The organism is Duganella sp. CY15W (assembly GCF_009857555.1).
Classification (GTDB): domain Bacteria; phylum Pseudomonadota; class Gammaproteobacteria; order Burkholderiales; family Burkholderiaceae_D; genus Rugamonas; species Rugamonas sacchari.
Map to the genome: position 1 here is coordinate 115,798 of NZ_WWCQ01000004.1, position 25,109 is coordinate 140,906.

A 25,109-nucleotide genomic window follows, 5' to 3' on the forward strand; every position below is an offset into this window, starting at 1 on the left:
TCACGCTCCAAGGAAGTCGACCAAGGTGCATGCTACCACCTTGGTTGCCTTGCGCAGATCTTCCAGATTGAGACGTTCATCGGCCTTCTTGGCATTCGACTCCGGCACCGTGCGCGGGCCGGCGCCATACAGCACCGCCGGAATGCCATGCTCACCGTACAGGCGCGCATCCGCATACAGCGGGGTGCCCTGCGCCGGGATAGTCTCGCCGATGAAGGTTTGTGCGTTCTGCTGGAGGCTGGCCACCAGCTTTTCCGTGCCCGGACGTTCGCGCAGTGCGTGCGACAGCAGCAGGCGCCGGATCTCCAGCGTAATGCCCGGCACGCCCTGCACCGCATGCTCGATCAGCGCACGCACCTGCGCTTCCACTTCCACCGGATCTTCTTCCGGGATCATGCGGCGGTCCATCTTCAGCACCACTTTGCCCGGCACGACGTTGGTGTTGGTACCGCCGTCGATGCGGCCCACCAGCATGGTCGGCGAATCGATGCCGGCGATGTTCGATTTGATCTTTTTGAGTTCCGGCAGCTGGCCGTAGATCGCATTCAGTATCCGCGTCGCCGCCTGCAGCGCGTCGTGGCCCGTCTCCGGCATCGCACCGTGGCCAGACTTGCCGTGTACCGTGATCTCCAGCTGCAGGCAGGCGTTGTGCGCGGTGACGATGTTGTAGCTGAAGCCAGCAGCAATCACATAATCCGGCCTGGTCAGCTTTTGCTCAAGCAGCCAGCCCGGCCCAAGCAGGCCGCCGAATTCCTCATCGTACGTGAAGTGCAGCTCCAGCGCGCCCTTGAGCGGCACACCCAGCGCCTCCAGCGCGCGCGTGGCAAAGATGTAGGTCGCAAAGTCGCACTTGGACACCGCCGCCGCACGGCCATAGATATAACCATCGACCACCACGCCACCATATGGCGGATAGGTCCAGTTGTCGCCCGGCGGCACCACGTCACCATGCGCGTTCAGCGCCACGGTCGGACCACCCGCCGCGTAAGGACGGCGCACGATCAGGTTGGTGATGGTCTCCATGCCGTAATCGCGCACGGTCTGCTCAGGCACGGCATGCTTTTCCGCTGTCCAGCCATAGGTCTTGACCAGATCCGCCACCATGTCCGCATGCGGCGCATTATTGCCCGGTGGCGTATCGGTCGGCACGCGCAGCAGTTGCTGCAGCACGCCGACTTCTTCGTCAAAGTGTGCATCGATCCACTGCGCCAGTTGTTCTTTCGTGTTCATTTCTCGTTCCTTCATTTCGCACCGGCCTCGTACCACGCAGCGATCTGCGCGCGCTCGGCATCGGTCATATTGGTCAGGTTAGCCAGCGGCATCGCCTTGGTCTGCACTACCTGCTTGTAGATTTTTTCTGCGCCCTGGTGAATCTGGTCTGCATTGTCAAACGTCACCCCCAGCGGCGCGGTGGCAAAACCGGCCTGCGTAGGATGCGCCGAGTGGCACGCCACGCAGCGCTGCTCGATCACCGTTTTCACCTTGGCGAATTCCGCCGCCGGATCTGCCGCCGGCGCCACCGCAACTGGCTTGGCCGGTGCAATCGCCACCGCGACACCAGCCAGCAGCGCCGCGCCGATGGCTGGATAGCGCCACTCCACACGCCCTTTGTGGCGCAGATTGAAGAAGTGGCGAATGAAGACGCCGGCCGCCATGATAAAGGCCAGCACCAGCCACGCATGGTCATTCCGGTAAGTCATCGCGTAGTGGTTGCTGATCATGATGAACAGCACCGGCAGCGTGAAGTAGTTATTGTGTACGCTGCGCTGCTTGGCTTTCTGGCCGTGTACCGGGTCCGGCATGCGGCCGGCCGACATGGCTTCCACCATCTTGCGCTGGCCAGGAATAATCAGCATCAGCACATTGCCCACCATGATGGTGCCGATCAGCGCACCAATGTGGATGTAGGCCGCACGTCCGCTCAGCACGTGCGTGAGGCCATAAGCCGCCGCCACGATCAGCGCAAAGATCACCACACCGAACCAGCCATCGCGCTTGCCCAGCGGCGAGCGGCACAGCAGGTCATACACGGTCCAGCCGACCACCAGCGTGCCGACGCCGATACCCACGGCCTGCAAACTGCTGATGTCCGCGACCGACTTATCGATCATCATGGCTTGCGCGTTGAAGTAGTAGGCAATGGTCAGCAGCGCGATCCCGGACAGCCAGGTGGAGTAAGCCTCCCATTTAAACCAGTGCAGTTCTTTCGGCAGCTCGGCCGGCGCCACCAGGTACTTCTGCGGATTATAGAAACCGCCACCATGCACGGCCCACAGCTCACCCGATACACCCTTCTTTGCCAGTTCCGAACCGGGCGCCGGCGGACGGATGGAATTGTCCAGCCACACAAAGTAGAACGAGGCGCCTATCCAGGCGATGCCGGTGATGATATGCAGCCAGCGCACCAGCAGGTTTGCCCACTCAAGGCCGTACGGGATCAGATATTCCATGTAATTTGACAGGTCAAAGATGTGGCTAATTTACAGAAGATAAACGGATTTGATTCCTGCTACATGAACATTAGAGTATATTAGACATATCCGATCCCGTATAACATTAGTCTGCTCATGTCCGCTTTGCCGCAACACCTGGACCTCCACCTGATCCGCATTCTCTATCTGCTGCTGGTGGAGAAGAACGTCTCCCGCGTCGCCCTCAAACTGAATCAGCCGCAGCCTTCGATCTCCGCATCGCTGCGCAAGCTGCGCGAACTGACGGGCGATCCGCTGCTGGTGCGTGGCGCGCGCGGCATGGTGCCGACCCAGCACGGTGAAAGCCTGCTTGCACCGGCAAAGCGCATTCTCGACGAAACCGAGAATCTCTTCCTCAAGAAAGCACCTTTCGTACCACAGGAAGAAGCGCGCACCTTCCACGTCGCCGCGCCGGATTATCTGGACAGCCAGTTCCTGCCCAACCTGGTGGCGGCGCTGCGCCGCGGTTCGCCCAATAGCCGCATCAGGATTCACAGCCTCGGCCCCGGCGTCGATTACGTGCGCCTGCTGTCCGATGGCGACATGGACCTGGTCATCGCCAACTGGGACGAGCCGCCCGAGCATCTGCACATGTCCAAGCTGTTCGAGGACCCCATCATCTGCGTGATGCGCGCCGACTGCCCGTATGCGCTGCGCACCGCCAGCGACAAGATGACCATGGACGATTACCTCACGCTGCCGCATGTGGCGCCCACGCAGATCCTGCCCGGCTACCTCGGCGTCATCGATGATTACCTCGAGCGCCAGGGCTTGCAGCGCAACGTGGTGGTCGAGTCGGCGTACTTTGGCCTGATCCCGAATATGCTGGCGCAGACCGACCTGGTACTGACCACCGGCAGCCAGTTCGTGCGCCACTATGAAAAGCAGATGCCGTTGAAGACCTACACGGTGCCGGTGAAATTCCCGGCCATGCGCTTCTACCAGTTGTGGCATGAACGCGTGCATCAGGCGCCCGAACACAAATGGCTGCGCGACCAGGTCGCCGCCGCCGCCAAGTCGCTGGCGCAGAAGTAAGCGCAATGATATAAACCTTACGGCATACCGCATATATTGCGGCGGCGCTGGCACGATATGATGGAGCTTATGATGACACTCTCCGACCTCAATAGCTGCGACGCCGCCACCTTCGTTGAACGCCTGCGCGGCATCTACGAGCATTCGCCGTGGATACCGGAACGCGCTGCCGCACAACGGCCATTCAACAGCGTCACCGCATTGAAGCAGGCCATGCAGACTGTAGTCAGCAACGCCACGCTGGATGAACAACTGGGCCTGATCCGCGCCCACCCCGAACTGGCAGGCAAAGCTGCGGTGGCCGGCCAGCTGACGGCGGAATCGACCAGCGAACAAGCCAGGTCGGGGCTGCACCTTTGCAGTGCGGAGGAATTCGCCACGCTGCACCAGTTGAATGCGGACTACAACGCCAGATTCGGATTCCCCTTCATCCTCGCCGTCAAAGGCCCCACCGGACAAGGCCTGACGCGCCAGAGCGTGATCGCCACCTTTACGCGCCGCCTGAAAAACCAGCGCGCCGATGAAATCGCCGAGTGCCTACGCCAGATCAAACGCATCGCCGAAATCCGCATCAACGACCTGCTGGCCGTGCAGCTGGAATTCGGCCCCACCATCATGCAATGGTGCGAGACGATCGGCGCATGGAGCGACGACGAGGACGCACTGACCTGCGCCTACATGACACCGGCGCACCGCAAGACGGCTGCCCAGCTGCTGGACTGGATGCGCGAAGCCGGCATGGACGCGCACATCGATGCCGTCGGCAATGTGGTCGGCGTCTACCATTCCGACGCGGCAAACGCCAAAACGCTGATAACCGGCTCGCACTACGACACCGTGCGTAACGGCGGCAAGTACGACGGTCGCCTCGGCATTCTGCTGCCGGTCGCCATTGTGCGCAGCCTGCATGCGCGCGGCGAAAAGCTGCCGTTCAATCTGGAGATCATCGGCTTTGCAGAGGAAGAAGGCGTACGCTTCAAGAGCACCTTCCTCGGCAGCACCGCTATTACCGGCCACTTTGACCTGTCGCTGCTGGACCAGACGGACGCCGATGGCGTCAGCATGCGCGATGCGCTGCTGGCTGCCGGCCACGATGTCGCGCGTATTCCCGCGATTGCCCGCAATCCGGCTGACCTGCTGGGTTTTGTGGAAGTTCACATCGAACAAGGCCCCGTGCTGCTGCAGCGTGATCTGGCGCTGGGCGTGGTCACCGCCATTGCCGGCAGCTCGCGCTACCTGGTCGATCTTACCGGCCTGGCCAGCCACGCCGGCACCACGCCAATGAGCATGCGCAAAGACGCTGCTGCTGCGGCGGCGGAGATCGTGCTGCTGGTTGAACAGCGCTGTGCGCAAGCGCCCTCGCTGGTCGGCACGGTCGGTCAGTTGCAAGTGCCTGGAGGTTCGGTCAACGTGATTCCCGGCGCCTGCAAGCTGTCGCTGGATATCCGCGCGGCCGACGACGCTGTGCGTCTCGCAGCAGTGAAGGATGTACTGGACGGCATCGCCGCTATTTGCGCACGCCGTCAGATCGAATGCAGCATCGAGCAGATCGTCGATGCCAGCGCGGCGCCATGTGCAGCGCGCCTGATGCAGCAATTCGGCGCTGCGATAGAACGTGCCGACCTGCCGCGCTTCGATCTCTTGTCCGGCGCCGGCCACGACGCGATGGCCATGGCCGCCATCACCGATGTCGCCATGCTGTTCACGCGCTGCGGCAACGGCGGCATCAGCCACAATCCGCTGGAGACCATGACGGCTGACGATGCCGATATCGCCGCCCGCGTGCTGCTGGACTTCCTGCGCAGCTACGCCGCCTGATCGCGCACGTACTGGCGCGGCGAGCATCCCATCACGCGCTTGAAGGCTGTACTGAAAGCGCTGTCCGATTCATAGCCCAGTGCTTGCGAGATCGCCGACACCGGCTGGTTCGAATGCACCAGCCGGTCGCCCGCCAGCAGCATGCGCCAGCGCGTCAGGTATTCCATCGGCGAGGTGCCGACGGTCTGCTTGAACTTCAGGGCCAATGTGGAGCGCGACATTCCGACATGCTGCGCCAGACTCTCCAGCGTCCAGCGCTGCGCGGGCTCCGCATGCAGCGCGCCAATGGCGCCACCGATCTGCGGATCGGCCAGCGCATACAGCCAGCCCACACCACTGCCCTCCGCCTCCGCCATCACCAGACGTAAAGCCTGCACCAGCATCATGTGCGCCATGTGCTGCGCGATCAGCACATGGCCGGGCCGCTGCTCGCGCAGCTCGGCCGCCAGGCGCTGCAGCGACCAGCGCAGCGTTTCGCGGTCCGTATCCTTGTGCACGTGGGCGATGGGCGGCAACGCCTCCAGCAGCACGCTGGTGTGCTTGCCATGGAAAACAAAGTGGCCGCCGACGATCATGCAGCCGCCGCCATCGTTGATGATGCCGATGCCGCCCACACGCCGCCGGTGCAGCAGATCCAGCGCATTCACGGGCGGCAGGGACAGATCGCTGGCGAGGCGGAATGCACGGCCGCGCGGCAGCAGGAAGCAGTCACCGGCTTTCAGGCGCACCGGTTCTGCCACATCCTCCACCGCCAGCCAGCACTCGCCGTTCACCACGGCGTAGCACTTGATGCCCTCCGGGCGATGGAACTGCAGCGCCCAGTCACCGGCAGCATCAAAGCCGCCCGCCATATAGCTGCGCGGCTTCAGCAGCGACAGCACGTCTGATAGTGGATCCATGATTTCAGGACGAATACAAAGAAAGTACGGATTCTACAGCATTGATCGTCTGATTTCCGCACCCTATCATGTACATCATCCAACCAAGGAGATATGCAATGAAAGTATTCGTAACAGGAGCAACCGGCTGGGTAGGTTCGGCCGTCATTCAGGAATTACTGGGCGCAGGCCACGAAGTTCTGGGCATGGCCCGCACGGATGAGGGAGCAGAAACGCTGGCACGCCGCGGCATCGCCGTGCATCGCGGCGAGCTGTCGGACCTGGACAGCCTGGTCGCCGGCGCCCGCACCTGCGATGGCGTGATCCACACTGCCTTCATCCACGACTTCAAGGACTTCAACGCCGCTGGCGAAACCGACCGCGCCGCCATCGCTGCCATGGGCGATGCACTGGCCGCCACCGGCAAGCCATTGGTCACGACCTCCGCCAGCGCCTTGCTGAAGCACGGCGTCAACGGCAGCGAGAACGATGGTCCCGATCCGCAAGGCCCGGCGCAGCATCGCACAGCGTCGGAGGCACAGACGCTGTCGTTAGTGGAGCGCGGCGTACGGGCCACGCTGGTACGCCTGCCGCCATCGGTGCATGGTGATGGCGATTACGGCTTCGTACCGCGCCTGGTCGATATCGCCCGCGCCAAAGGTGTGTCGGCCTACATCGGCGAAGGCCGGAACCGCTGGCCGGCAGTGCACCGCTTCGACGCGGCGCGGCTATATCGCCTGGCGCTGGAACTTGGCGTTGCAGGCAAGCGCTATCATGCAGTCGCTGAACAAGGCATCGCCACGCGCGATATCGCGGCGGCTATCGGCAAGGGTTTGAATCTGCCGGTGGTCAGCGTTGCCCCTGCCGAAGCGGCGGACCACTTTGGTTTCCTGGGACGCTTTTTCGCTGCCGACTGCCCGGCAGATAGCACGCTGACGCAGCAGCAGCTGGGCTGGTCGCCTACTGGCCTGGCGCTGATCGAGGATATGGCGCAGCACTACTTCCAAGGCTGAGCAGCGCCGCTGCCACGTCGGCGATCACTGGCGCCCAGCCGCCGTTACGCGGCTGGCGGAACAGGCGCATGGACGGATACCATGGTGTATCGTCACGGCCGGCCATCCAGCGCCAGTCGCAGCGATAATCGGGCAGCAGCAGCCAGCACGGCTTGCCCAATGCCCCCGCCAGATGTGCCACAGCGGTATCCACGCTGATGACCAGGTCGAGGCTGGCGATTACTGCCGCCGTCTCCGCAAAATCCGCCAACTGCGGACCGACGGCATGCAGCGCCATGCCGGACGGCGGCATCAAGGCCTCTTCCTCACCGGGGCCTTTTTGCAAACTGACGAAGTCCACGCCGTTTGCCGCAGCCAGCGGCGCGAGCGCCATCAGCGACGGCAACGAGCGGTCGGCATCGTTCTCGAAATTGACATTGCCGCGCCACGCCAGGCCAACGCGCAAGCCGCCCTGTGGCAGCACTTCGCGCCAATGTTCCACCAGATCCGGTTCAGCGTGCAGGTAAGGCACGTCGGCCGGAATGGTGCTCATCGCGGTATGGAACAAGCCGGGCAGACGCATGGGACGCGTCCAGTAATCCCAGGCATCCGGCAATGTCTCGCCCAGCGCATGCACCTGATCGACGCCAGGCAGCGTGGCCAGCAAGCGTACGAGACCCGGATGGCACACCACATCGACACGGGCAGCACCGCGCGCCTTTAGCTGCGGCACGTAGCGGCAGAAATGAATCATGTCGCCATGCCCAGCTTCCAGACCCAACACGATGGACTTGCCATCCAGCGGTTCGCCCTCCCAGAAGGGACAGTCAAACGACAGCGGGAACTGATCGAATTGCCAGCGCGCTTCCAGCATGCGCCAGCCTTCTTCAAAGCGCGCCTGTCTTAACAGCAGATAGCTCAGGTTGAACTGCGCACGCGCATGCTGCGGGTCCAGCGCAAGCGCCTGCCGGTAGCAGGCCTCTCCTTCAGCTTCCCGATGCGTACACACCATCAGCACGCCCAGCTGGCTCCATGCCGAAGGCGACTCAGGCTCCAGCTCAATGGTGGTTCGCATCGCCAGTTCAGCTTCGGCAAAACGCTTTTCCTTCAACAGCAATGCGCCCAGATTCTGGTGCAGCTGCGCGTGATCCGGCATCAGCGCTATCGCCTGGCGATAGTGGAACTCCGCTTCCGCATTGGCGCCCTGCTGCTCCTTGAGAAACCCCAGATTGGCGCGCGCTGCGGCATGCCATGGCTGTAGCGCCAACGCTTGCAGATAACAGTCCTCCGCAGCGGCAAAGTCGCCTGCGGCCATATGGTGGTTTGCGTCGAGATAGGCTTGCTGGGAATCGGTATGCATCAATAACGTGCGATGAACGCCACCAGTTCGTTGTGCGGCAGCGGTTTGCTGAACAAATAGCCTTGATAATAATAGCAGCCTTCTTCCGTGACAAATGCCAGCTGTTCGGCCGTCTCCACCCCCTCCGCCAGCACCGACATCTCCAGCGTCTTACCCAGCGCGACAATCATGCGGACAATGGCGGCGCCGTGGCCGCCCTTTGAGGCGTCCCAGATGAAGGAGCGGTCGATCTTGAGCTGGGATATCGGCAGCCGGTGCAGATAGGATAGCGACGAATAGCCTGTGCCGAAATCATCGACTGCAAAGCGCACACCTGCCGCGCGCAGGCGCTGCATCTTCCCCACCGTACCTTCCACGTCCTTGAGCAACAGGCTTTCGGTCAGTTCAAGCCGCAGCCGGTCAGGCCGCGCGCCAGTCTGCGACAGTGCCGCCAGCACCTGCTCGACAAAGTCAGGCCGGTGAAACTGGATGGCGCTGACATTGACGGCCATCTCCAGCGAAGCGGTACGCTGATCGCTCGCCCAGCGTGCCAGCAGACGGCAGGCCTCCGTCAGCACCCAGCGTCCGAGCGGCAGTATCATGTTGGTGTCTTCCGCGACCGGGATGAATTCAACCGGAGAAATCAGGCCACGCTCTGGATGGCGCCAGCGGACCAGTGCTTCCACGCCGGCCAGCTCCCGCGTCATTCCCGCCAGTGGCTGATAATGCAGTTCAAATTCCTGATTGGCCAACGCCCGGCGCAAGTCAGCCTCCATCGCCGCACGTGCCGATACCCGCGACTGCATCACCGGATCAAAGAAACAGATGGCGCTGCGGCCGGCTGCCTTGGCCTGATACATCGCCAGGTCGGCACGCTGCAATATCTCCTCGATGCCCGCCGTCTCGCGGCCAAACAGTGCGACGCCGATGCTGGCCGAGGTGTAGTGCTCCGTGCCCGCCACCTCAAACGGTGCATGAAATGCCATTAGCAGCTTGGACGAAATCTCGTGCGCCTGCGCCTCCGCACTGGCGCCCAGGTCTTCCAACAGCACCACAAACTCGTCGCCACCAAAACGCGCCACGGTATCGCAACTGCGCACGGCATCGTTCAAGCGGTCCGCCACCAGTTGCAGCAGCGTGTCGCCCTTGTCATGGCCGCGCGTGTCGTTGATATTCTTGAAGTTATCCAGATCGATGAACAAGGTGGCGCCCACGCGGCCGGTACGCCGGCCCAGGGCCAGCGCGTGCTCCATGCGGTCCAGCAGCAGCTGGCGGTTGGGCAGGCCGGTCAGCTTGTCGTAAAAAGCCAGGCGATGGATCTCCGCTTCGGTAGCCTTGCGGTCGCTGATATCGCGGAAGTAAATGGTCAACCCTTCTTCCGACGGGTAGGCGCGGATTTCGGTCCACAGATCCAGCGGAGCATAGTGCTCCTCAAACGTGACGGGGGTATTGGTTTCTATGGCTTTGTGATACGCGCGGTAGTAGGGACCACCCACCGCTTCCGGGAACACGTCCCACACGCTGCGGCCAGTGACTTCACCGCGTTTCACCTTGGTCAGCCGCTCGGCGTTGCCGTTCATGTAGCGGATTTCCCAGTGATGGCCCAGCATCAGGACTGCATCCGAGATGCTTTCCAGCGTGGCCGTCAGGACAGCTGCCTGCAGCGCTTCCGCATGAGATTCGTGTGGTCCTTGCATGTTGGTAGCCGGTGCGCTCTGATCTGAGCAAACAGTATGCGCTCCGGCTGTGCTGCGGTCAAACGCTCATCACACCACGCGTGCGCGCTCCAGCATCGCGTGCAGGAGGACATTGCATCCCGCCTCAAGGTGTTCGGCCTTGGCGTCCTCGATTTCGTTATGGCTGATGCCATCCTTGCAGGGCACGAAGATCATGCCCGCTGGCGCCAGGCGCGCCGCATAGATGGCGTCATGGCCAGCGCCGGACACCACATCCATGGTCGAGTAACCCAGTTTGGCGGTGGCGTTGCGCACCGCTTCCACGCACTCGGGATGGAACGGGCAAGGCGGATAATACGACACGCGCTCAATCGAAATCTTCAAGCCCGTTTCGCTGCGGGTCTTGTCGATAAAGGCCAGCATCTCGCCATGCATGGTGTTGAGCAGTTCATCGTTCACGTTGCGCAGGTCGATACTGAATTTGACTTCGCCCGGAATGACGTTGCGGCTGTTCGGGAACAGCTGCACCATGCCCACCGTGCCACGGCCATAGGGCGGATAACGGTTGGCGATGGCGACGACTTCCTGCATGATCCTGGTCGAGACTTGCAGCGCGTCTTTGCGCAGATGCATCGGCGTGGGACCTGCGTGCGCCTCCATGCCGGTGACCACGCAGTCGTACCACGAAAGACCCATCACCGCAGGCACCACGCCGATGACCTTGTCGGCATCCTCCAGCACCGGCCCTTGCTCGATGTGTGTTTCAAAATAAGCGCCGATGGGATGATCGCCGGGCACTTGCGGACCTTTGTAGCCGATGCGCTCCAGTTCTTCGCCGACCGACTTTCCGTCAACATCGCGCGCAGCGTAAGCAGTCTCCAGACTGAACGCGCCACAGAAGACGCCAGAGCCCATCATCACCGGCACGAAGCGCGAGCCTTCTTCATTGGTCCAGAAGGCGACTTCAATCGGCGCCTCGGTTTTGATTTTGAGATCGTTGAGCGTACGCACCACCTCAAGGCCGGCCAGTACGCCGTAATTGCCATCGAACTTGCCGCCGGTCGGCTGCGTATCGATATGGCTACCCGTCATCACGGGCGGCAGCGCGTTGTTCGTGCCATCGCGGCGCATGAAGACATTGCCGATCTGGTCGATCGTGATGGACAGGCCAGCCTCCCTGGCCCAGCCGACGACCAGATCACGGCCCTGCTTGTCGAGGTCCGTCAGCGCCAGGCGTTTCACGCCGCCCTTTTCCGTTGCGCCGATTTTGGCCAGTTCCATCAGCGATGCCCACAGGCGGTCACCATTAATTTTCATCTTTGACTCCTTAACGCGCGGACGTTGGCTTGAACGCCGGACGATTCACATAACGGCCAGCACCTTCCACTGCCATCAGCACGCCGCGGTGGAACACGACATTACCGGCGGCCAGCGTGGTGCTGGGAATACCACGTACCGTACGGCCTTCAAACACATTGAAGCCGCCTTTGGCAAACTGGGTCAATGCGGAAATGGTGCGCGTGCCTTCCGGGTCCCACACCACCACATCGGCATCCGCTCCCGGTGCAATCACGCCCTTGCGCGGATACATATTGAAAATCTGCGCCGTGTTGGTGGAGGTGACCTTGACGAATTCCGATGGCGTCAGCATGCCGGTATTGACGCCCGCATCCCAGACCACAGACATGCGGTCCTCGACCCCGCCGCAACCGTTTGGAATTTTGGTGAAATCGTCCTTGCCCATGGCTTTTTGCTCGGCGCAGAAAGTGCAGTGGTCGGTCGCCGTCGTATGCAGATTGCCGCCACGCAGGCCTTCCCACAAAGCCTTCTGGTGATGCTTGCCGCGGAACGGAGGGCTCATCACGTGGCCCGCCGCAAATTCCAGATCATCGCTGTGATACACGCTGTCGTCGATGACCAGATGGCCGGCCAATGCCTCGCCATACACGCGCTGTCCATGGGCGCGCGCACGGCTGATCGCTTCCAGCGACTCGGCGCAGGACACGTGCACGATGTAGATTGGCGTATGCATCACATTGGCAATGGCAATCGCGCGGTTGGCGGCTTCCGCTTCCACTTCCGGTGGACGCGACAGCGGATGCGAACTCGGTCCGGTCAGGCCGCGCTTCAGCAGGTCCTGCTGCAGCTGGTAGACCAGCTCACCGTTCTCCGCGTGCACGGTCGGAATCGCGCCCAGGTCCAGGCAGCGGCGGAAGCTCTTCACCAGCGTTTCGTCATCCGCCATGATGGCGTTCTTGTACGCCATGAAGTGCTTGAAGCTGTTGACGCCATGGTCCTTGACCAGGATGCCCATGTCGCGGTGCACCGTATCGTCCCACCAGGTGATCGCCACGTGGAAGGTATAGTCGCCGGCAGACTTCTTCGCCCACTCGCGCCACTGCTGGTAGGCCTCGATGAGATTCTGCTTCGGCGACGGAATCACGAAGTCGATGATGGTGGTGGTGCCACCCGCCAGCCCGGCGGCCGTGCCGGTGTAGAAATCATCCTGCGTCACCGTGCCCATGAACGGCAGGTTCATATGCGTGTGCGGATCGATCCCGCCCGGCATCACATACTGGCCGCCCGCATCGATGATCTTGGCGCCGGACGGCACCTCCAGATTTTCGCCCACGGCGATAATCTTGTCGCCATCGCACAGCACATCGGCGCGGAAAGCGCGGTCGGCGTTGACGACAGTGCCGCCACGGATGATTGTTTTCATAAGCGTCTCCTTATGGGTGAGCCGGCGCCCGTACTGCAGGCACGGTCTTCCCTTTCATCATAATCCCGTACACCACGGCCGAAATGGCGATGCCAACGAACCAGGCGTAGGTATAAATTGTTTTAAAGGCGTCCGCGACATCCGGGAAGGATGCCGGGAAAGCGGCGTTGAGGAAGCCGGGGATATTCGGCAGCACGCCGATGACAAATGCCACGATTGCCGCCATATTCCAGCCCTTGCCATACGAGTACTGGCCATCTTCGCGATACAGTTCCGTCACATTCAGCTCCGTCTTGCGGACCATGTAGTAGTCCACGATCAGCACACCCGCGATAGGTCCCAGCAGCGCCGAATAACCAATCAGCCAGGTGAAGATATAGCCCTGAGTGGACTCCAGTATCTTCCACGGCATCATCAGGATCGCGATGGCGGCGGTGATGTAGCCGCCGGCCTTGTAGCTGATCTGCCGCGGCGCCAGCGAAGAGAAATCATACGCCGGACCGACCAGGTTTGCCGCCAGATTGACGGACACCGTATCGATCAACAGGATCAGCAGCGCCACCAGCACGGCCACGCCGGTCATGCGGCTGGACAGATCGACCGGGTCCCAGATCGCCTTGCCGTACAAGACCACCGTGGCCGAGGTCACGATCACCGCCATTGCCGCCAGAAGCCCCATCGGCACCGGCAGGCCAACCGACTGGCCGATCACCTGATCGCGCTGGGTTTTGGCGAAGCGGGTAAAGTCGGGAATGTTCAGCGCCAGCGTCGCCCAGAAGCCGACCATGGCCGTCAGCGACGGCCAGAATGTGGACCAGAACTGGCCGGCCTTCTTGCCGCCTTCGACGAACTGCGACGGCGCAGACAGCAGCTCGCCGAAGCCGCCGGCCTTGTTGTAGACCCATCCCAGCAGCACAAAGCAGATCACGATTTTCAGCGGCGCCGTGTAGGTTTCCAGTTTGCGGATCGCATCCATGCCATGCACGATGTAATAAAACTGGATCGCCCAGAAAGCCAGGAAGCACAGCAACTGGCCGCCATTGATGCCAAGGCCCGCGATCTTCTCGCCACCGATCTCGCCGCCCATCATCACGCCCAGCAGCGTGTAGATCATCTGGCCGCCGAACCAGGTTTGAATGCCATACCATCCGCAAGCGACAATCGCGCGCATCAGCGCCGGCAGCCGCGCTCCCGACGTGCCGAAAGAAGCGCGCGCCAGCACCGCGTAAGGAATCCCGTACTTGGTGCCGGCATGGCCGATCAGCAGCATGGGCAGCAGCACGATAGCGTTGGCCAGGAACACCGTCAGCACCGCCTGATACCCCGACATGCCGCCCTCGATCAAACTGGCCGACAAGGTGTAAGCCGGTATGCACATCACCATGCCGACCCACAGCGCGGAGAAGTGATACCAGCGCCAGGTACGTTGTGCGGCGGTGGTCGGTGCGAGGTCTTCGTTCCAGAGTTGCGTGCTGCCAGAGAGTTCTTTGCTCACGGGGCGTTCTCCAAAGGGTTAATGTATCCGTCCACCACAGCAAGTTCCGTACCTTGACGCCTGCGCCACCCGCACTGCGCTGCGCCGCAGGCAGGTGGCGGCATGCAGCCATCACGCCGTCTCTGCAACCCTTTCCGCGCGCGGATTGCGCGGGTCCTGCGTCCAGTTCATATATGGCTTGCCGGTATCCTGCGGCACCATCGTGATGCAGCCCTGCACCGGACAGGTGATCTCGCATAGATTACACCCAACGCACTCCTCCTTGATGACTTCATAGGTCCGCACGCCACTTGCCTCGTCGATGAGCTGTGCAATCGACTGGTGCGAGGTATCCTCGCACGCCACGTAACAGCGGCCGCACTTGATACAGTCGTTCTGGTTGATCTGCGCGATCACCTGGTAATTCATGTTGAGGTATTTCCAGTCCGTGGTGTTGGGTACCGCCTTGCCGGAAAACTCGCTGATGCTCTTGTAGCCTTTTTCATCCATCCAGCGCGACAGGCCATCCTTCATCTCTTCAACGATGCGGAAACCATGCAGCATCGCTGCCGTGCAGACTTGCACACAGCCCGAGCCCAGGGCGATGAACTCTGCCGCATCGCGCCAGTTGCCGATGCCGCCGATGCCGGAGATCGGCAAACCGGCCGTCTGCGGATCGCGTGCAATCTCCGCCACCATGTTCAGCGCGATCGGCTTCACGGCCGAGCCGCAATAGCCGCCGTGCGTGCTGGCGCCGCCGACAACAGGAATCGCCACCATCTGGTCCAGGTCCAGATGGGTAATCGAGTTGATGGTGTTGATGAGCGAAACCGCATCCGCACCGCCGGCCTTGGCCGCACGCGCTGGCGCCCGCACGTCGGTGATGTTCGGCGTCAGCTTGACGATCACCGGCAGCCGGGTGTTCTGCTTGCACCAGCGTGTCACCATCTCGACGTATTCCGGCACCTGGCCCACTGCCGCCCCCATGCCGCGTTCCGGCATACCGTGCGGGCAACCGAAATTGAGCTCGATGCCATCCGCGCCCGTCGCTTCCACCAGCGGCAGGATATCGGCCCACAGCTTTTCTTCGCAAGGCAGCATCAGCGAAACGATGATGACGCGGTCCGGCCAGTCCTTCTTGACCTGCGTGATTTCCTGCAGATTGATTTCCAGCGAACGGTCGGTAATCAGCTCGATGTTATTGAAGCCGAGGACTTCCCGGTTCTTGCCGTAGTGCGCCGAATAGCGCGACGACACGTTGACGGCGGCTGGATCTTCGCCCAGCGTTTTCCACACCACGCCGCCCCACCCGGCCTCAAATGCGCGCACCACGTTGTAGGCCTTGTCCGTTGGCGGCGCGGAGGCCAGCCAGAACGGATTGATGGATTTGATGCCGCAGAATTCTATGCTCAGGTCAGCCATTATGCAGCCTCCTTCATACCGTTGATGTCAGCGTGGATGGCATGCGCCGCCAGCTTGCCGTGTTGGACCGCTTGCACGGTCAGATCCTGCCCGGGCGCCACACAGTCGCCACCGGCGTAGATGCGCGGCAGGACTGTGCGGAACTGATCGTCGACGTGGATTTTGTCACCGTCGCGTTTCAGCGTTTTCGCCAGCGGATCGCTGATGCTCGTTTCGTCCATGCTCTGGCCGATGGCCTTGAAGATGGCGTCAGCCGCGATCTCGAAGGTTTCGCCAGTGCCGGACAGGCGGCCGTTGACCAGCGCCGTTTTCTCAAAGCGCATGCCGCGCACACGGCCGGCGTCATCCAGCAGCACTTGCTGCGGCTGCGCCCAGGTCCGCATGCGGACCTGATTTTCCTTGGCGATGTGCTGTTCATGTCCGGTTGCGCTCATGGCCTCGAAGCCGCGGCGATAGACCAGCGTGACTTCATCCGCGCCAAGGCGCTGGATCTGCACCGCCATATCGATGGCCGTATTGCCGGCGCCGATCACGATGGCGCGCGATGGCACGGGCAGCTTGCTCAGGTCATTCGCCTGACGCAGTTCGGCGATGTAGTCAACTGCAGCCAGCAGGCCTGGCACATCTTCGCCGGTCAGTCCCAGCTGCTTGCTGGCGCCCAGGCCAAGGCCCAGGAACACCGCGTCGTATGCGGCGTGCAGGTCTTTCAGCTGCACATTGCCGCCCAGGGTCTGGCCGTGCTGGATGGTGATGCCGCCGATTTGCAGCAGGAAGTCGACTTCCTTCTGCGCGAAGTTATCCGTCAGCTTGTACTTCGCGATGCCGTATTCATTGAGGCCGCCGGATTTTTCCTGCGCTTCGTAGATCACAACGTCGTTGCCCAGCATGGCCAGGCGGTGCGCGCACGACAGGCCTGCCGGGCCAGCGCCAACCACGGCGATCTTCTTGCCGGTGCTAGCAGCGCGCTGGAACGGATGCGCGTCCAGACGCATGTTGTCGATGGCGTAGCGTTGCAGCAGGCCGATTTTGACGGGCTGGCCTTCCGCATCGTGATTCCGCACGCAGGCGTCTTCGCACAGGATCTCGGTCGGACAGACGCGCGAGCAGCTGCCGCCAAGGATATTCTGTTTCAGGATACCGACGGCGGCACCGTTGACGTTGCCGTCGTGGATATTGCGGATGAAGCTCGCCACATCAATCTCCGATGGGCAGATGCGCGTGCACGGCGCATCGTAGCAATACAGGCAGCGCGATGCTTCAATCGCAGCCTGGCGCGCGTTGAGTGCAGGTGCAAGGTCAGTGAAGTTTTTCGCCAGTGATTCGTTGGCTTCCTTCGCTTTGGGCAGGTAGCTAATCGATTCGATCATGATGGTCCTCGGTGGGTGTTTTTATTTCATCTGAGGGAATGCAAATTCTGCGCCAGCGCTTGCCGTATTTGGCCAGCGCTGCATGACTGCTTTATGCCGCGTGTAGAAGCGCACGCCTTCCGGACCATATGCATGATGATCGCCAAACAGGCTACGCTTCCAGCCGCCGAAACTATTGAAGGCCATCGGCACCGGCAGCGGCACGTTCACGCCAACCATGCCGACCTGAATCTGGCGCACGAACTCGCGCGCCACGCCGCCATCGCGCGTGTAGATTGCTACGCCGTTGCCATACTCATTGCGGTTGATCAGTTCTACCGCACTGCCCACGTCCGGCGAACGCAGCATGCACAGCACCGGCCCGAAAATCTCTTCCTTATAAATCGACATATCCGGTGTCACATGATCGAACAGGGTACCGCCGATGAAGAAGCCATTGTCACGGCCAGGCACCTTGTGGTTGCGGCCATCGACCACCAGTTTGGCGCCTTGCTCAACGCCTTCGCCGATCAGGCGCTCTATGCGCTGCTTGGCGGCGCTGGTGACGACCGGTCCCATTTCGGCGTCGGCCGCCATACCGTCGCGCACTTTCAGTGCAGCGGTGCGCTTTGCCAGTGCATCGACAATCTTGTCGCCCGCATCGCCCACCGCCACCACCACCGAGATCGCCATGCAACGCTCGCCGGCCGAACCGAAGGCTGCCCCCATCAGCGCATCGACGGTCATGTCCATATCCGCATCCGGCATCACGACCATGTGATTCTTCGCGCCGCCCAGCGCCTGCACGCGCTTGCCGGCAGCGCAGCCGCGCGAGTAGATATATTCCGCAATCGGCGTCGAACCGACAAAGCTGATCGCCTGCACCACTGGGTGATCCAGCAGCGCATCAACCGTGACCTTATCGCCCTGCACCACATTGAAGACGCCATCTGGAAGACCAGCTTCTTTCAACAGCCGCGCATGCAACAGCGACGCCGACGGGTCGCGCTCCGAAGGTTTGAGCACAAAGGTATTGCCACACGCGATGGCGACCGGGAACATCCACATCGGCACCATCACAGGGAAGTTAAACGGCGTAATGCCCGCCACCACGCCCAGCGCCTGGCGCATTGACCAGGCGTCGATGCCGCGCGAAATCTGGTCGGTGAATTCGCCTTTCAGCATCTGCGGTATGCCGACCGCGAACTCCACCATCTCAATCCCGCGCGCCACCTCGCCTTGCGCGTCGGCGAAGGTCTTGCCATGTTCGCGCGTGACCATGGCCGCGAATTCGTCGGTGTGCTGCTGACACAATTGCAGATACTTGAACAACACACGCGCACGCGTCAGCGGTGGCGTGGCGGACCATGAAGGAAATGCCTGCTCCGCAGCGCGCACGGCGGCGTTAACTTCCTCCGCCGTGCCCAGCGCAACCCTGGCTACCGGTTCGCCCAATGCGGGATTGAACACGTCTGCATGGCGGCCGCTTTGCGTATCGACGGTGACGCCGTTTATATAATGGGTGATGGTATCCATGATGCTCTTTCAAGTGTGCGGTTCAGCCCAGCAGGCTGTCCGCGTCTACATAGGTATAACCAAGGCCGTGCGCCACCGCTTCATACGTGACGTGGCCCTGGCAGACATTCAAACCGTTCTTCAAATGCGGATTGGCTTTCAGCGCTTTCTGCCAGCCCTTGTCGGCCAGTGCCAGCGCATGGCCTATCGTTGCGTTATTCAGCGCGAAGATCGAGGTGCGTGCCACCGCGCCCGGCATATTCGCCACGCAGTAGTGCACCACGCCGTCCACCACATACGTCGGCTGCTCGTGCGTGGTGGCGTGCGAGGTTTCGAAACAGCCGCCCTGGTCGATCGCCACGTCCACCACTACCGCGCCCTGTTTCATGCGCGCGATCATGGACGCGGTGACCAGCTTGGGCGCCGCCGCGCCGGGCACCAGCACGCCGCCGATCACCAGGTCCGCGTCCAGCACCGCCTCTTCAATCGAGTGCGCGTTGGAATACATGGTGGCGACGCGGTTGCCATATACGAGGTCCAGCTGGCGCAGGCGGTCGACGTTCTTGTCGAGGATCGTCACGCGCGCACCAATGCCGACCGCCATCTGCAAGGCATTGGTGCCGACCACGCCTGCGCCGATAATCGCGATATGGCCCGGCGCCACGCCTGGCACGCCGCCCAGCAACAGGCCCATGCCGCCCTTGGATTTCTCCAGATGCGCGGCGCCAGCCTGGATCGACATGCGCCCCGCCACTTCACTCATCGGCGCCAGCAACGGCAAGCCGCCGTTGGCGCCGGTGATGGTTTCGTAGGCGATGCAAACCGCGCCGGATTTGACCAGTGCCCTGGTCTGCTCCGGGTCCGGCGCAAGGTGCAGATAGGTGTACAGGATCTGCCCTTCGCGCAGCATGGCGCATTCCTGCGGCTGCGGTTCTTTCACCTTCACGATCATCTCGGCACGGGCGAAGATTTCTTCCGCGCTGTCGATGATGCTGGCGCCGGACGCTTCATACATCGCATCCGCCAGGCCAATGGCCGCGCCAGCGTTTTTTTGTACCAGTACCTGATGACCACGCAAAACGAGTTCTTTCACGCTGGCCGGGGTAAGGCCAACACGGGACTCCTGGTTCTTGATCTCTTTTGGGACGCCGACCAGCATGGTTGTCTCCTCTGCGCTATGCGCTTTAGTCCAGATTTTTAAGTACTTCCCTCAGCTTTCCAAACAACTCGTCAATGTGTTTCTTCTCCAGCACCAGCGGTGGCGACAAGGCGATGATGTCACCGGTCACGCGGATCAAGACGCCATCCGCAAACGCCTGCTTGAAGGCGGCAAATGCACGCGCGCCAGGCTTGCCCGCAATCGGCGCCAGCTCGATGCCGGCGATCAGGCCGATGGTGCGAATGTCGATCACGTGCGGCAGGCCTTTCAGCGAATGCACTGCATCGGCCCAGTACTCGGCGATGCCCGCTGCGTGCTCCAGGATCTTTTGTTCCTTGAAGACTTCCAGCGTCGCCAGCGAGGCGGCGCAGGCCACGGGATGGCCCGAGTAGGTGTAGCCGTGGAACAGCTCAATCCCGGCCGGCGCATCCATGAAGGCATCGTGGATATGCTGTTTGCTGAACACCGCGCCCATCGGAATGGTGCCGTTGGTGAGGCCCTTCGCAGTGGTCATCATGTCCGGCTCGACGTCAAAGTAGTCGGCGGCAAATGGCGTGGTCATACGGCCAAAGCCGGTAATCACTTCATCGAAGATCAGCAGGATGCCGTGCTTGGTGCACAGTTCGCGCAGGCGTTTCAGATAACCCTTGGGTGGAATCAGCACGCCGGTCGAACCAGCAACCGGCTCCACGATCACCGCGGCGATGGTGGACGCATCATGCAGCGTGACGATGCGTTCCAGCTCGTCGGCCAGATTGCCGCCGTATTCAGGCTCGCCGCGCGAGAAGGCGTTCTTGTCCAGGTTGTGCGTGTGCGGCAGGTGATCCACGCCCGGCAGCATCACGCCATACGGCTTGCGGTTACCGGCGATGCCGCCCACCGAGATGCCGCCAAAGCCAACGCCGTGGTAGCCACGCTCGCGGCCGATCAGGCGCGTGCGGCTCGCCTCACCGCGCGCCTTGTGATACGCCAGCGCGATCTTGAGCGCAGTGTCCACCGCCTCGGAACCCGAGTTGGTGTAGAACACATGGCCGAAGCGGTGATTGGTGTACTCCATGAGCTTCTCGGCCAGATCGAAGGCGGCCGGGTGGCCCATCTGGAAGGTTGGCGCGAAATCCAGCTGGCCCACCATCTCGCGCACGGCGGCGACGATCTTCGGTTGCGCGTGGCCGCACGGCACGCACCACAGGCCGGCGGTGCCGTCCAGGATGCTGCGGCCATCAACGTCCTTGTAGTACATGCCTTCCGCCGACACCAGCAGGCGCGGATGAGCTTTGAAATCTCGGTTGTTCGTGAATGGCATCCAGAAGGACGCCATCGATTCTGGTCGGGACTCGTTCATGCACATCTCCTAGGAAACAACTGCTTTCGGATTTTTTTGACGAACCGTAAAAAAATTTACCAGTTGGCAAAATGATGATGCAATAATAGACAGCAGGACAACTATCGCACAGATACACAAATCGCAAAACTGTCCAACCGTACTGGCAACAAAAACACTACAGTTTCATTTACGCTGCGCGGAGTCAAGGATGGAAGAGACAAGTCCTGTGATCGATCAAACCGGTGGGCCGGGAAGCTGGCCCTGCGTGGTCATCGAGCGCAGACAAAAGGGCAGCCTGGTCGAACAGATCGTCGCCGCCATCAGCGATATGGTGGCGCGGCGGGAGTTGCGCATAGGCACCAAAATGCCGTCGGTGCGGCAGTTCGCCAAGTGTAATGGCATCAGTACCTTTACAGTTGTTGAATCCTATGACCGGCTGGTGACACTGGGCCTGCTGTCGTCGCGCCGCGGCTCGGGGTATTTTGTCGCGCGCCAGGACTTGCCGGCGGCGCTGGCGCCGGCCGCGTTTCAGGCCACGCCCAGCGCCATCGACGCGCTTACGCCGGAACTGTATTCCGGCGTCTCGGAAGCCTTGCCCGTGGGCGCCGGCTGGCTGCCGCCGGAGTGGTATGGCGAAGACACCATCCTCGACGCCGTGCGCCAGGCCATGCGGATTCCCGCCAACCGCCTGCGCGGCTACGGCCATCCGCTGGGCTTTCCGACACTGCGCCAGTACATGGCCAGTACACTGGCCGATGAGCTGTTCCCGGTTGAACCGGAACAGATCCTGCTCACCCACGGCGCCACCCACGCCTTTGACCTGATACTGCGCACGCTGACCCGGCCCGGCGATACGGTGCTGGTGGAAGATCCCGGCTACAGCAACCTGCTGTCGCTGATACGCCACCACGGCTGTATCGCGGTGGGCATTCCGCGCGGCGAGCATGGACTGGACCTGGAAGCGCTGGCGCAGCAGGCGGCCCAAACCCAGCCCAAGCTCATGTTCGTCAACACGGTGCTGCAAAATCCGCTCGGCACTTCGCTCAGCATCGCGCAGGCGCACCGGCTGCTAGCCCTGGCCGAGCAGTTCGACTTCTGGCTGGTGGAGGACGACATCTATCGCGAACTGGCGCCGCGCGGCGAAGCGTCGCTGGCGGCGATGGATGGGCTGCGGCGCGTGATCCGCGTCGGCAGTTTTTCCAAGACGCTGTCGCCGGTGCTGCGCGTCGGCTCCATCTGCGCCTCCGCGTCGCTGGTCCCCGAACTGCTGCGCGTGAAGATGCTGGCCGGCCTCACCACCTCGGAGATCAATGAGCGCGCCGTCTACCACGCCATCACCGCGCGGCCCTACCGCCGCATGGTGGACAAGCTGGTCACGCAGCTGGACGCCGGCCGCGAGCGCGCCATGGGCAGCCTGCGCGAAGTCGGCATGACCTTGCTGGCACGGCCGCGCGGCGGCATGTTCGTGAGCGCGGGCTGGCACGATGCGCCCACGCCGGAATGGAATGGCAAGATCATCGCCGACCAGGCGCTGAAGCACGGCATACTGCTCTCGCCGTGCGACTTCTTCATGCTGCGCGCACCGGAATCGATCTGGTTCCGTTTTAACGTAGCTTACGCAGACCACCCACAACTGCAAACCTTCCTGAGACGCATATGCCGACAGTAAAAATCAATCGCCGGGTGCTCAACCGCGACAAGCTGGAAGCGGAAATCACCGCCGAAGCCGTGCGCGTGTTTGCCGAATTCGGTTATGAAGGCACTTCCATCGCCACCGTGGCGGAAAACGTCGGGCTGTCGAAACAGAACCTGATGTACTACTTCCCCACCAAGCAGTCGCTGTATCAGCGTGTGCTGGATGAAGTGCTGGATGACTGGCTGGCGCGCATGGAAAGCCTGGCCCACGCCGACCAGGACCCGCGCGAAGTGCTGCGCGCCTATGTGCAGGCCAAGCTCAGGTTCTCGCGCGAGAATCCGTGGGCTTCACGCGTGTACGCGATGGAAGTCATCAGCGGTGCGCCGCTGTACGGCGGCCAGATACAAAGCCGCGTGGTACCGCTGGTGCGCCAGGATATCGAGGTGTTCGAGCAGTGGATCAGCGAGGGGAAGATGGCGCCGGTGAACGCGACGCATCTGCTGTTTGCGATCTGGGCGATGACCCAGTCCTATGCGGATTTTTCGGCCCAGATGGCACTGGTCCTGAACCGCAAACAGCTGACAAAGAAAGACTTCGACGATGCCGAGAAGGTCATCGTCGATATGGTGCTGTCGGCGATCAGCGTGCCGCAGCAGCCTGCTTGCGGCGGCGCGCCATGAAACCGACCACGCCCAGACCAGCCAGCATCATGGCATAGGTTTCCGGCTCAGGCACCGGCGCCGCGAAGGCCTGGATGTTGGCCTGCTTGAAGAAATTGCTGGCGTTGATCTGCACCTGCGACGACCAGGAATCCACGATCACGTTACCGTTGATGACGCCACTGCCGCCATTGACGCGGGCGTTCGGCGCCAGCAGGCTGACGTTGGCGCCGGTGGCGATATTGAGCGCGGTGGCATCGCTGAAGTTGAACAGCACGTTGTAGCCGTCAAACGCCTGGTAGCCGCCCTGCAGCAGCGCCGAGCTGCCCTTGACATTGACGATCAGCGTGGCGCCTTTGGCCATGCCGGAGATGTCGTAGTAAGTGCTATTTTTGAGCCAGCTGGAATCCAGGTTAATCACTTCGACCGATTTGTTGCTGCCGGTGATGTAGACACCGCCCCATTTCTGTTGAGCGCTGCTGGTCGACGACAGGCTCGACAACGACTTGGACGTCTGCGTCAGGTTCGATTCCACCGTCGCAAATTTCACCGGCGCGGTACCACCCTTGACGGCCGAAGCCGTGGTAGCGTTACTGATTTTGGATTTGCCGCCGACATAGGTATCGCCATTCAGGATGTCGCCGCCCTTGAAGGTCAGGTTGCCGCCAGCAATCAGGGCATAGTGGCCGTAGGCGTCCTTGTTTTTCAGATTGACGGTGTAGGAACTCAGGCTAACGTTGCCAGCGGCAACGATGGCGCCTTCAACGTCCGCGCTGGGTGCGCTGAAGTCGGTAAAGGAAAACACATTGGCCCCACCGACCATCGAGCTCAGGTCCAGAACACCAGCTTGTGCGGAGCCCAGCGAAGCAATTGCCAGCAGAAGAACGGAAACAGCGGTTTTCTTTAAGACAGCCATGAATTTCCCCATAAGAAACTTAAGTTTCCAACAGGATATCACAATTTAAATTATTTTGCTCCATGGAAATAAAAATATCAGCCTTTCATTCTTTGTCCCTGAGCACCCCGCGACTGCTGCTGCGTTTCGTCACACCAGAGGATGCGGGCGCCCTGTTCCGCCTGTTCTCCGATGCCGAAGCGCTACGCTACTGGAGCAGCGGACCATGGCTGCACATCGCCCAGGCTGCGGACAATATCGAGCAGACGCTCAAGGCCTACCAGGACGGCACGGCCTTGCGCCTGGCGATGGTCTTGCCCGACGGCGAGCTGATCGGCACCGTTACCCTGTACGATTTCGACCGCCGCAACCACCGTTGCCAGATCGGCTACATGCTGGCGCGGCCGCACTGGGGGCAGCGCTACATGCAGGAAGCGCTGGCCGCGCTGATCGCCCATGGTTTCGGCGCACTGGAACTGCACCGTATCGAAGCCGATATCCATCCCGACAATATTGCATCCGGCCGCATCCTGGAGGGCCTGCATTTCCAGCGCGAAGGCCATTTGCGCGAACGCTGGTTTGTCGGTGGCGAGATCTCCGACAGCATCATTTACGGCTTGCTGCGCAAGGACTGGCACGCCGCCATCCATCGCACGCAATAACCGGCTGTCCCCGTCAAAGCGCAGTTGATCGGAATTCGCTACAAACGGCAAAACTGCTTTGATACAGTGATCCCATCGCAACACGT

General features: G+C 61.7%; 20 protein-coding genes. 6 read left to right on the forward strand and 14 right to left on the reverse strand.

Annotated features, from left to right (window positions below; genetic code table 11):
• On the reverse strand, nt 1–1,230 hold the full coding sequence (locus GTP58_RS20565; RefSeq protein WP_161079034.1) for a M20/M25/M40 family metallo-hydrolase: 1,230 nt from the start codon (nt 1,228–1,230) through the stop codon (nt 1–3).
• Between the two features lie 11 nt (nt 1,231–1,241).
• The gene (locus GTP58_RS20570; RefSeq protein WP_161079035.1) at nt 1,242–2,450 is read right to left on the reverse strand and encodes a urate hydroxylase PuuD; all 1,209 of its coding nucleotides are present in this window, start codon (nt 2,448–2,450) and stop codon (nt 1,242–1,244) included.
• A gap of 117 nt (nt 2,451–2,567) precedes the next feature.
• Between GTP58_RS20570 and GTP58_RS20575 the strand changes: the two genes are divergently transcribed.
• Both GTP58_RS20575 and GTP58_RS20580 read left to right on the forward strand, forming a co-directional pair.
• Nucleotides 2,568–3,506: a LysR substrate-binding domain-containing protein gene (locus GTP58_RS20575; RefSeq protein WP_161079036.1), complete on the forward strand. Its 939-nt coding sequence runs from the start codon at nt 2,568–2,570 to the stop codon at nt 3,504–3,506.
• A gap of 69 nt (nt 3,507–3,575) precedes the next feature.
• The gene (locus tag GTP58_RS20580) at nt 3,576–5,324 is read left to right on the forward strand and encodes an allantoate amidohydrolase (protein WP_161079037.1); all 1,749 of its coding nucleotides are present in this window, start codon (nt 3,576–3,578) and stop codon (nt 5,322–5,324) included.
• Here the strand turns inward: GTP58_RS20580 and GTP58_RS20585 are convergent.
• Nucleotides 5,312–6,223: an AraC family transcriptional regulator gene (locus tag GTP58_RS20585; RefSeq protein ID WP_161079038.1), complete on the reverse strand. Its 912-nt coding sequence runs from the start codon at nt 6,221–6,223 to the stop codon at nt 5,312–5,314. The two genes, GTP58_RS20580 and GTP58_RS20585, sit on opposite strands and share 13 nt — an antisense overlap.
• A gap of 98 nt (nt 6,224–6,321) precedes the next feature.
• Here GTP58_RS20585 and GTP58_RS20590 point away from each other — a divergent pair, with 98 nt between their 5' ends.
• A complete protein-coding gene (locus tag GTP58_RS20590; protein WP_161079039.1) occupies nt 6,322–7,215 on the forward strand; it encodes an SDR family oxidoreductase in 894 nt (297 codons plus the stop codon).
• On the opposite strand, the gene GTP58_RS20595 is transcribed toward GTP58_RS20590, so the two are convergent.
• The 10 genes from GTP58_RS20595 to GTP58_RS20640 form a co-directional block, all read right to left on the reverse strand.
• Complete coding sequence (locus tag GTP58_RS20595) at nt 7,163–8,554, reverse strand: tetratricopeptide repeat protein (RefSeq protein ID WP_161079040.1); 1,392 nt, start codon at nt 8,552–8,554, stop codon at nt 7,163–7,165. The two genes, GTP58_RS20590 and GTP58_RS20595, sit on opposite strands and share 53 nt — an antisense overlap.
• Nucleotides 8,554–10,230 carry a bifunctional diguanylate cyclase/phosphodiesterase gene (locus GTP58_RS20600; protein ID WP_161079041.1) on the reverse strand — a complete coding sequence of 559 codons (1,677 nt, stop codon included), beginning with the start codon at nt 10,228–10,230 and terminating at the stop codon, nt 8,554–8,556. Before GTP58_RS20600 ends, GTP58_RS20595 begins: the two co-directional genes overlap by 1 nt.
• A gap of 69 nt (nt 10,231–10,299) precedes the next feature.
• A complete protein-coding gene (locus GTP58_RS20605) occupies nt 10,300–11,526 on the reverse strand; it encodes a Zn-dependent hydrolase (protein WP_161079042.1) in 1,227 nt (408 codons plus the stop codon).
• Between the two features lie 10 nt (nt 11,527–11,536).
• On the reverse strand, nt 11,537–12,931 hold the full coding sequence (hydA, locus tag GTP58_RS20610; protein WP_161079043.1) for a dihydropyrimidinase: 1,395 nt from the start codon (nt 12,929–12,931) through the stop codon (nt 11,537–11,539).
• Nucleotides 12,932–12,941: 10 nt separating this feature from the next.
• Nucleotides 12,942–14,426 (reverse strand): NCS1 family nucleobase:cation symporter-1, encoded by a 1,485-nt coding sequence (locus tag GTP58_RS20615; RefSeq protein WP_161079044.1) that lies wholly within the window; start codon nt 14,424–14,426, stop codon nt 12,942–12,944.
• A gap of 111 nt (nt 14,427–14,537) precedes the next feature.
• A complete protein-coding gene (preA, locus tag GTP58_RS20620; protein ID WP_161079045.1) occupies nt 14,538–15,827 on the reverse strand; it encodes an NAD-dependent dihydropyrimidine dehydrogenase subunit PreA in 1,290 nt (429 codons plus the stop codon).
• Complete coding sequence (locus GTP58_RS20625; RefSeq protein WP_161079337.1) at nt 15,827–17,197, reverse strand: NAD(P)-dependent oxidoreductase; 1,371 nt, start codon at nt 17,195–17,197, stop codon at nt 15,827–15,829. Before GTP58_RS20625 ends, preA begins: the two co-directional genes overlap by 1 nt.
• Before the next feature lie 18 nt (nt 17,198–17,215).
• A complete protein-coding gene (locus GTP58_RS20630) occupies nt 17,216–18,709 on the reverse strand; it encodes a CoA-acylating methylmalonate-semialdehyde dehydrogenase (protein WP_161079046.1) in 1,494 nt (497 codons plus the stop codon).
• 22 nt (nt 18,710–18,731) lie between these two features.
• On the reverse strand, nt 18,732–19,847 hold the full coding sequence (ald, locus tag GTP58_RS20635) for an alanine dehydrogenase (protein WP_161079047.1): 1,116 nt from the start codon (nt 19,845–19,847) through the stop codon (nt 18,732–18,734).
• Nucleotides 19,848–19,872: 25 nt separating this feature from the next.
• On the reverse strand, nt 19,873–21,189 hold the full coding sequence (locus GTP58_RS20640) for an aspartate aminotransferase family protein (protein WP_072785080.1): 1,317 nt from the start codon (nt 21,187–21,189) through the stop codon (nt 19,873–19,875).
• A gap of 190 nt (nt 21,190–21,379) precedes the next feature.
• On the opposite strand from GTP58_RS20640, the gene GTP58_RS20645 reads away from it, so the two are divergent.
• Both GTP58_RS20645 and GTP58_RS20650 read left to right on the forward strand, forming a co-directional pair.
• Entirely contained in the window at nt 21,380–22,840 is a 1,461-nt protein-coding gene (locus tag GTP58_RS20645) for a PLP-dependent aminotransferase family protein (RefSeq protein WP_161079048.1), read from the forward strand.
• Nucleotides 22,828–23,487: a TetR/AcrR family transcriptional regulator gene (locus GTP58_RS20650; protein WP_072785085.1), complete on the forward strand. Its 660-nt coding sequence runs from the start codon at nt 22,828–22,830 to the stop codon at nt 23,485–23,487. The genes GTP58_RS20645 and GTP58_RS20650 overlap by 13 nt, the downstream gene beginning before the upstream one ends.
• Here GTP58_RS20650 and GTP58_RS20655 read toward each other — a convergent pair.
• Entirely contained in the window at nt 23,447–24,382 is a 936-nt protein-coding gene (locus GTP58_RS20655; protein WP_161079049.1) for a choice-of-anchor A family protein, read from the reverse strand. The two genes, GTP58_RS20650 and GTP58_RS20655, sit on opposite strands and share 41 nt — an antisense overlap.
• A 92-nt stretch (nt 24,383–24,474) precedes the next feature.
• On the opposite strand from GTP58_RS20655, the gene GTP58_RS20660 reads away from it, so the two are divergent.
• Complete coding sequence (locus tag GTP58_RS20660) at nt 24,475–25,023, forward strand: GNAT family N-acetyltransferase (RefSeq protein WP_229215678.1); 549 nt, start codon at nt 24,475–24,477, stop codon at nt 25,021–25,023.
• Nucleotides 25,024–25,109 lie beyond the last annotated feature (86 nt).

Coding starts and splice junctions, on each gene's coding strand:
- GTP58_RS20585 (WP_161079038.1), bottom strand. CDS start 6,223: ATGGATCCACTATCAGACGTGCTGTCGCTGCTGAAGCCGCGCAGCTAT.
- GTP58_RS20655 (WP_161079049.1), bottom strand. CDS start 24,382: ATGGCTGTCTTAAAGAAAACCGCTGTTTCCGTTCTTCTGCTGGCAATT.
- ald (WP_161079047.1), bottom strand. CDS start 19,847: ATGCTGGTCGGCGTCCCAAAAGAGATCAAGAACCAGGAGTCCCGTGTT.
- GTP58_RS20645 (WP_161079048.1), top strand. CDS start 21,380: ATGGAAGAGACAAGTCCTGTGATCGATCAAACCGGTGGGCCGGGAAGC.
- GTP58_RS20650 (WP_072785085.1), top strand. CDS start 22,828: ATGCCGACAGTAAAAATCAATCGCCGGGTGCTCAACCGCGACAAGCTG.
- GTP58_RS20575 (WP_161079036.1), top strand. CDS start 2,568: ATGTCCGCTTTGCCGCAACACCTGGACCTCCACCTGATCCGCATTCTC.
- GTP58_RS20570 (WP_161079035.1), bottom strand. CDS start 2,450: ATGGAATATCTGATCCCGTACGGCCTTGAGTGGGCAAACCTGCTGGTG.
- GTP58_RS20595 (WP_161079040.1), bottom strand. CDS start 8,554: ATGCATACCGATTCCCAGCAAGCCTATCTCGACGCAAACCACCATATG.
- preA (WP_161079045.1), bottom strand. CDS start 15,827: ATGGCTGACCTGAGCATAGAATTCTGCGGCATCAAATCCATCAATCCG.
- GTP58_RS20640 (WP_072785080.1), bottom strand. CDS start 21,189: ATGAACGAGTCCCGACCAGAATCGATGGCGTCCTTCTGGATGCCATTC.
- GTP58_RS20630 (WP_161079046.1), bottom strand. CDS start 18,709: ATGGATACCATCACCCATTATATAAACGGCGTCACCGTCGATACGCAA.
- hydA (WP_161079043.1), bottom strand. CDS start 12,931: ATGAAAACAATCATCCGTGGCGGCACTGTCGTCAACGCCGACCGCGCT.
- GTP58_RS20605 (WP_161079042.1), bottom strand. CDS start 11,526: ATGAAAATTAATGGTGACCGCCTGTGGGCATCGCTGATGGAACTGGCC.
- GTP58_RS20590 (WP_161079039.1), top strand. CDS start 6,322: ATGAAAGTATTCGTAACAGGAGCAACCGGCTGGGTAGGTTCGGCCGTC.
- GTP58_RS20600 (WP_161079041.1), bottom strand. CDS start 10,230: ATGCAAGGACCACACGAATCTCATGCGGAAGCGCTGCAGGCAGCTGTC.
- GTP58_RS20580 (WP_161079037.1), top strand. CDS start 3,576: ATGATGACACTCTCCGACCTCAATAGCTGCGACGCCGCCACCTTCGTT.
- GTP58_RS20565 (WP_161079034.1), bottom strand. CDS start 1,230: ATGAACACGAAAGAACAACTGGCGCAGTGGATCGATGCACACTTTGAC.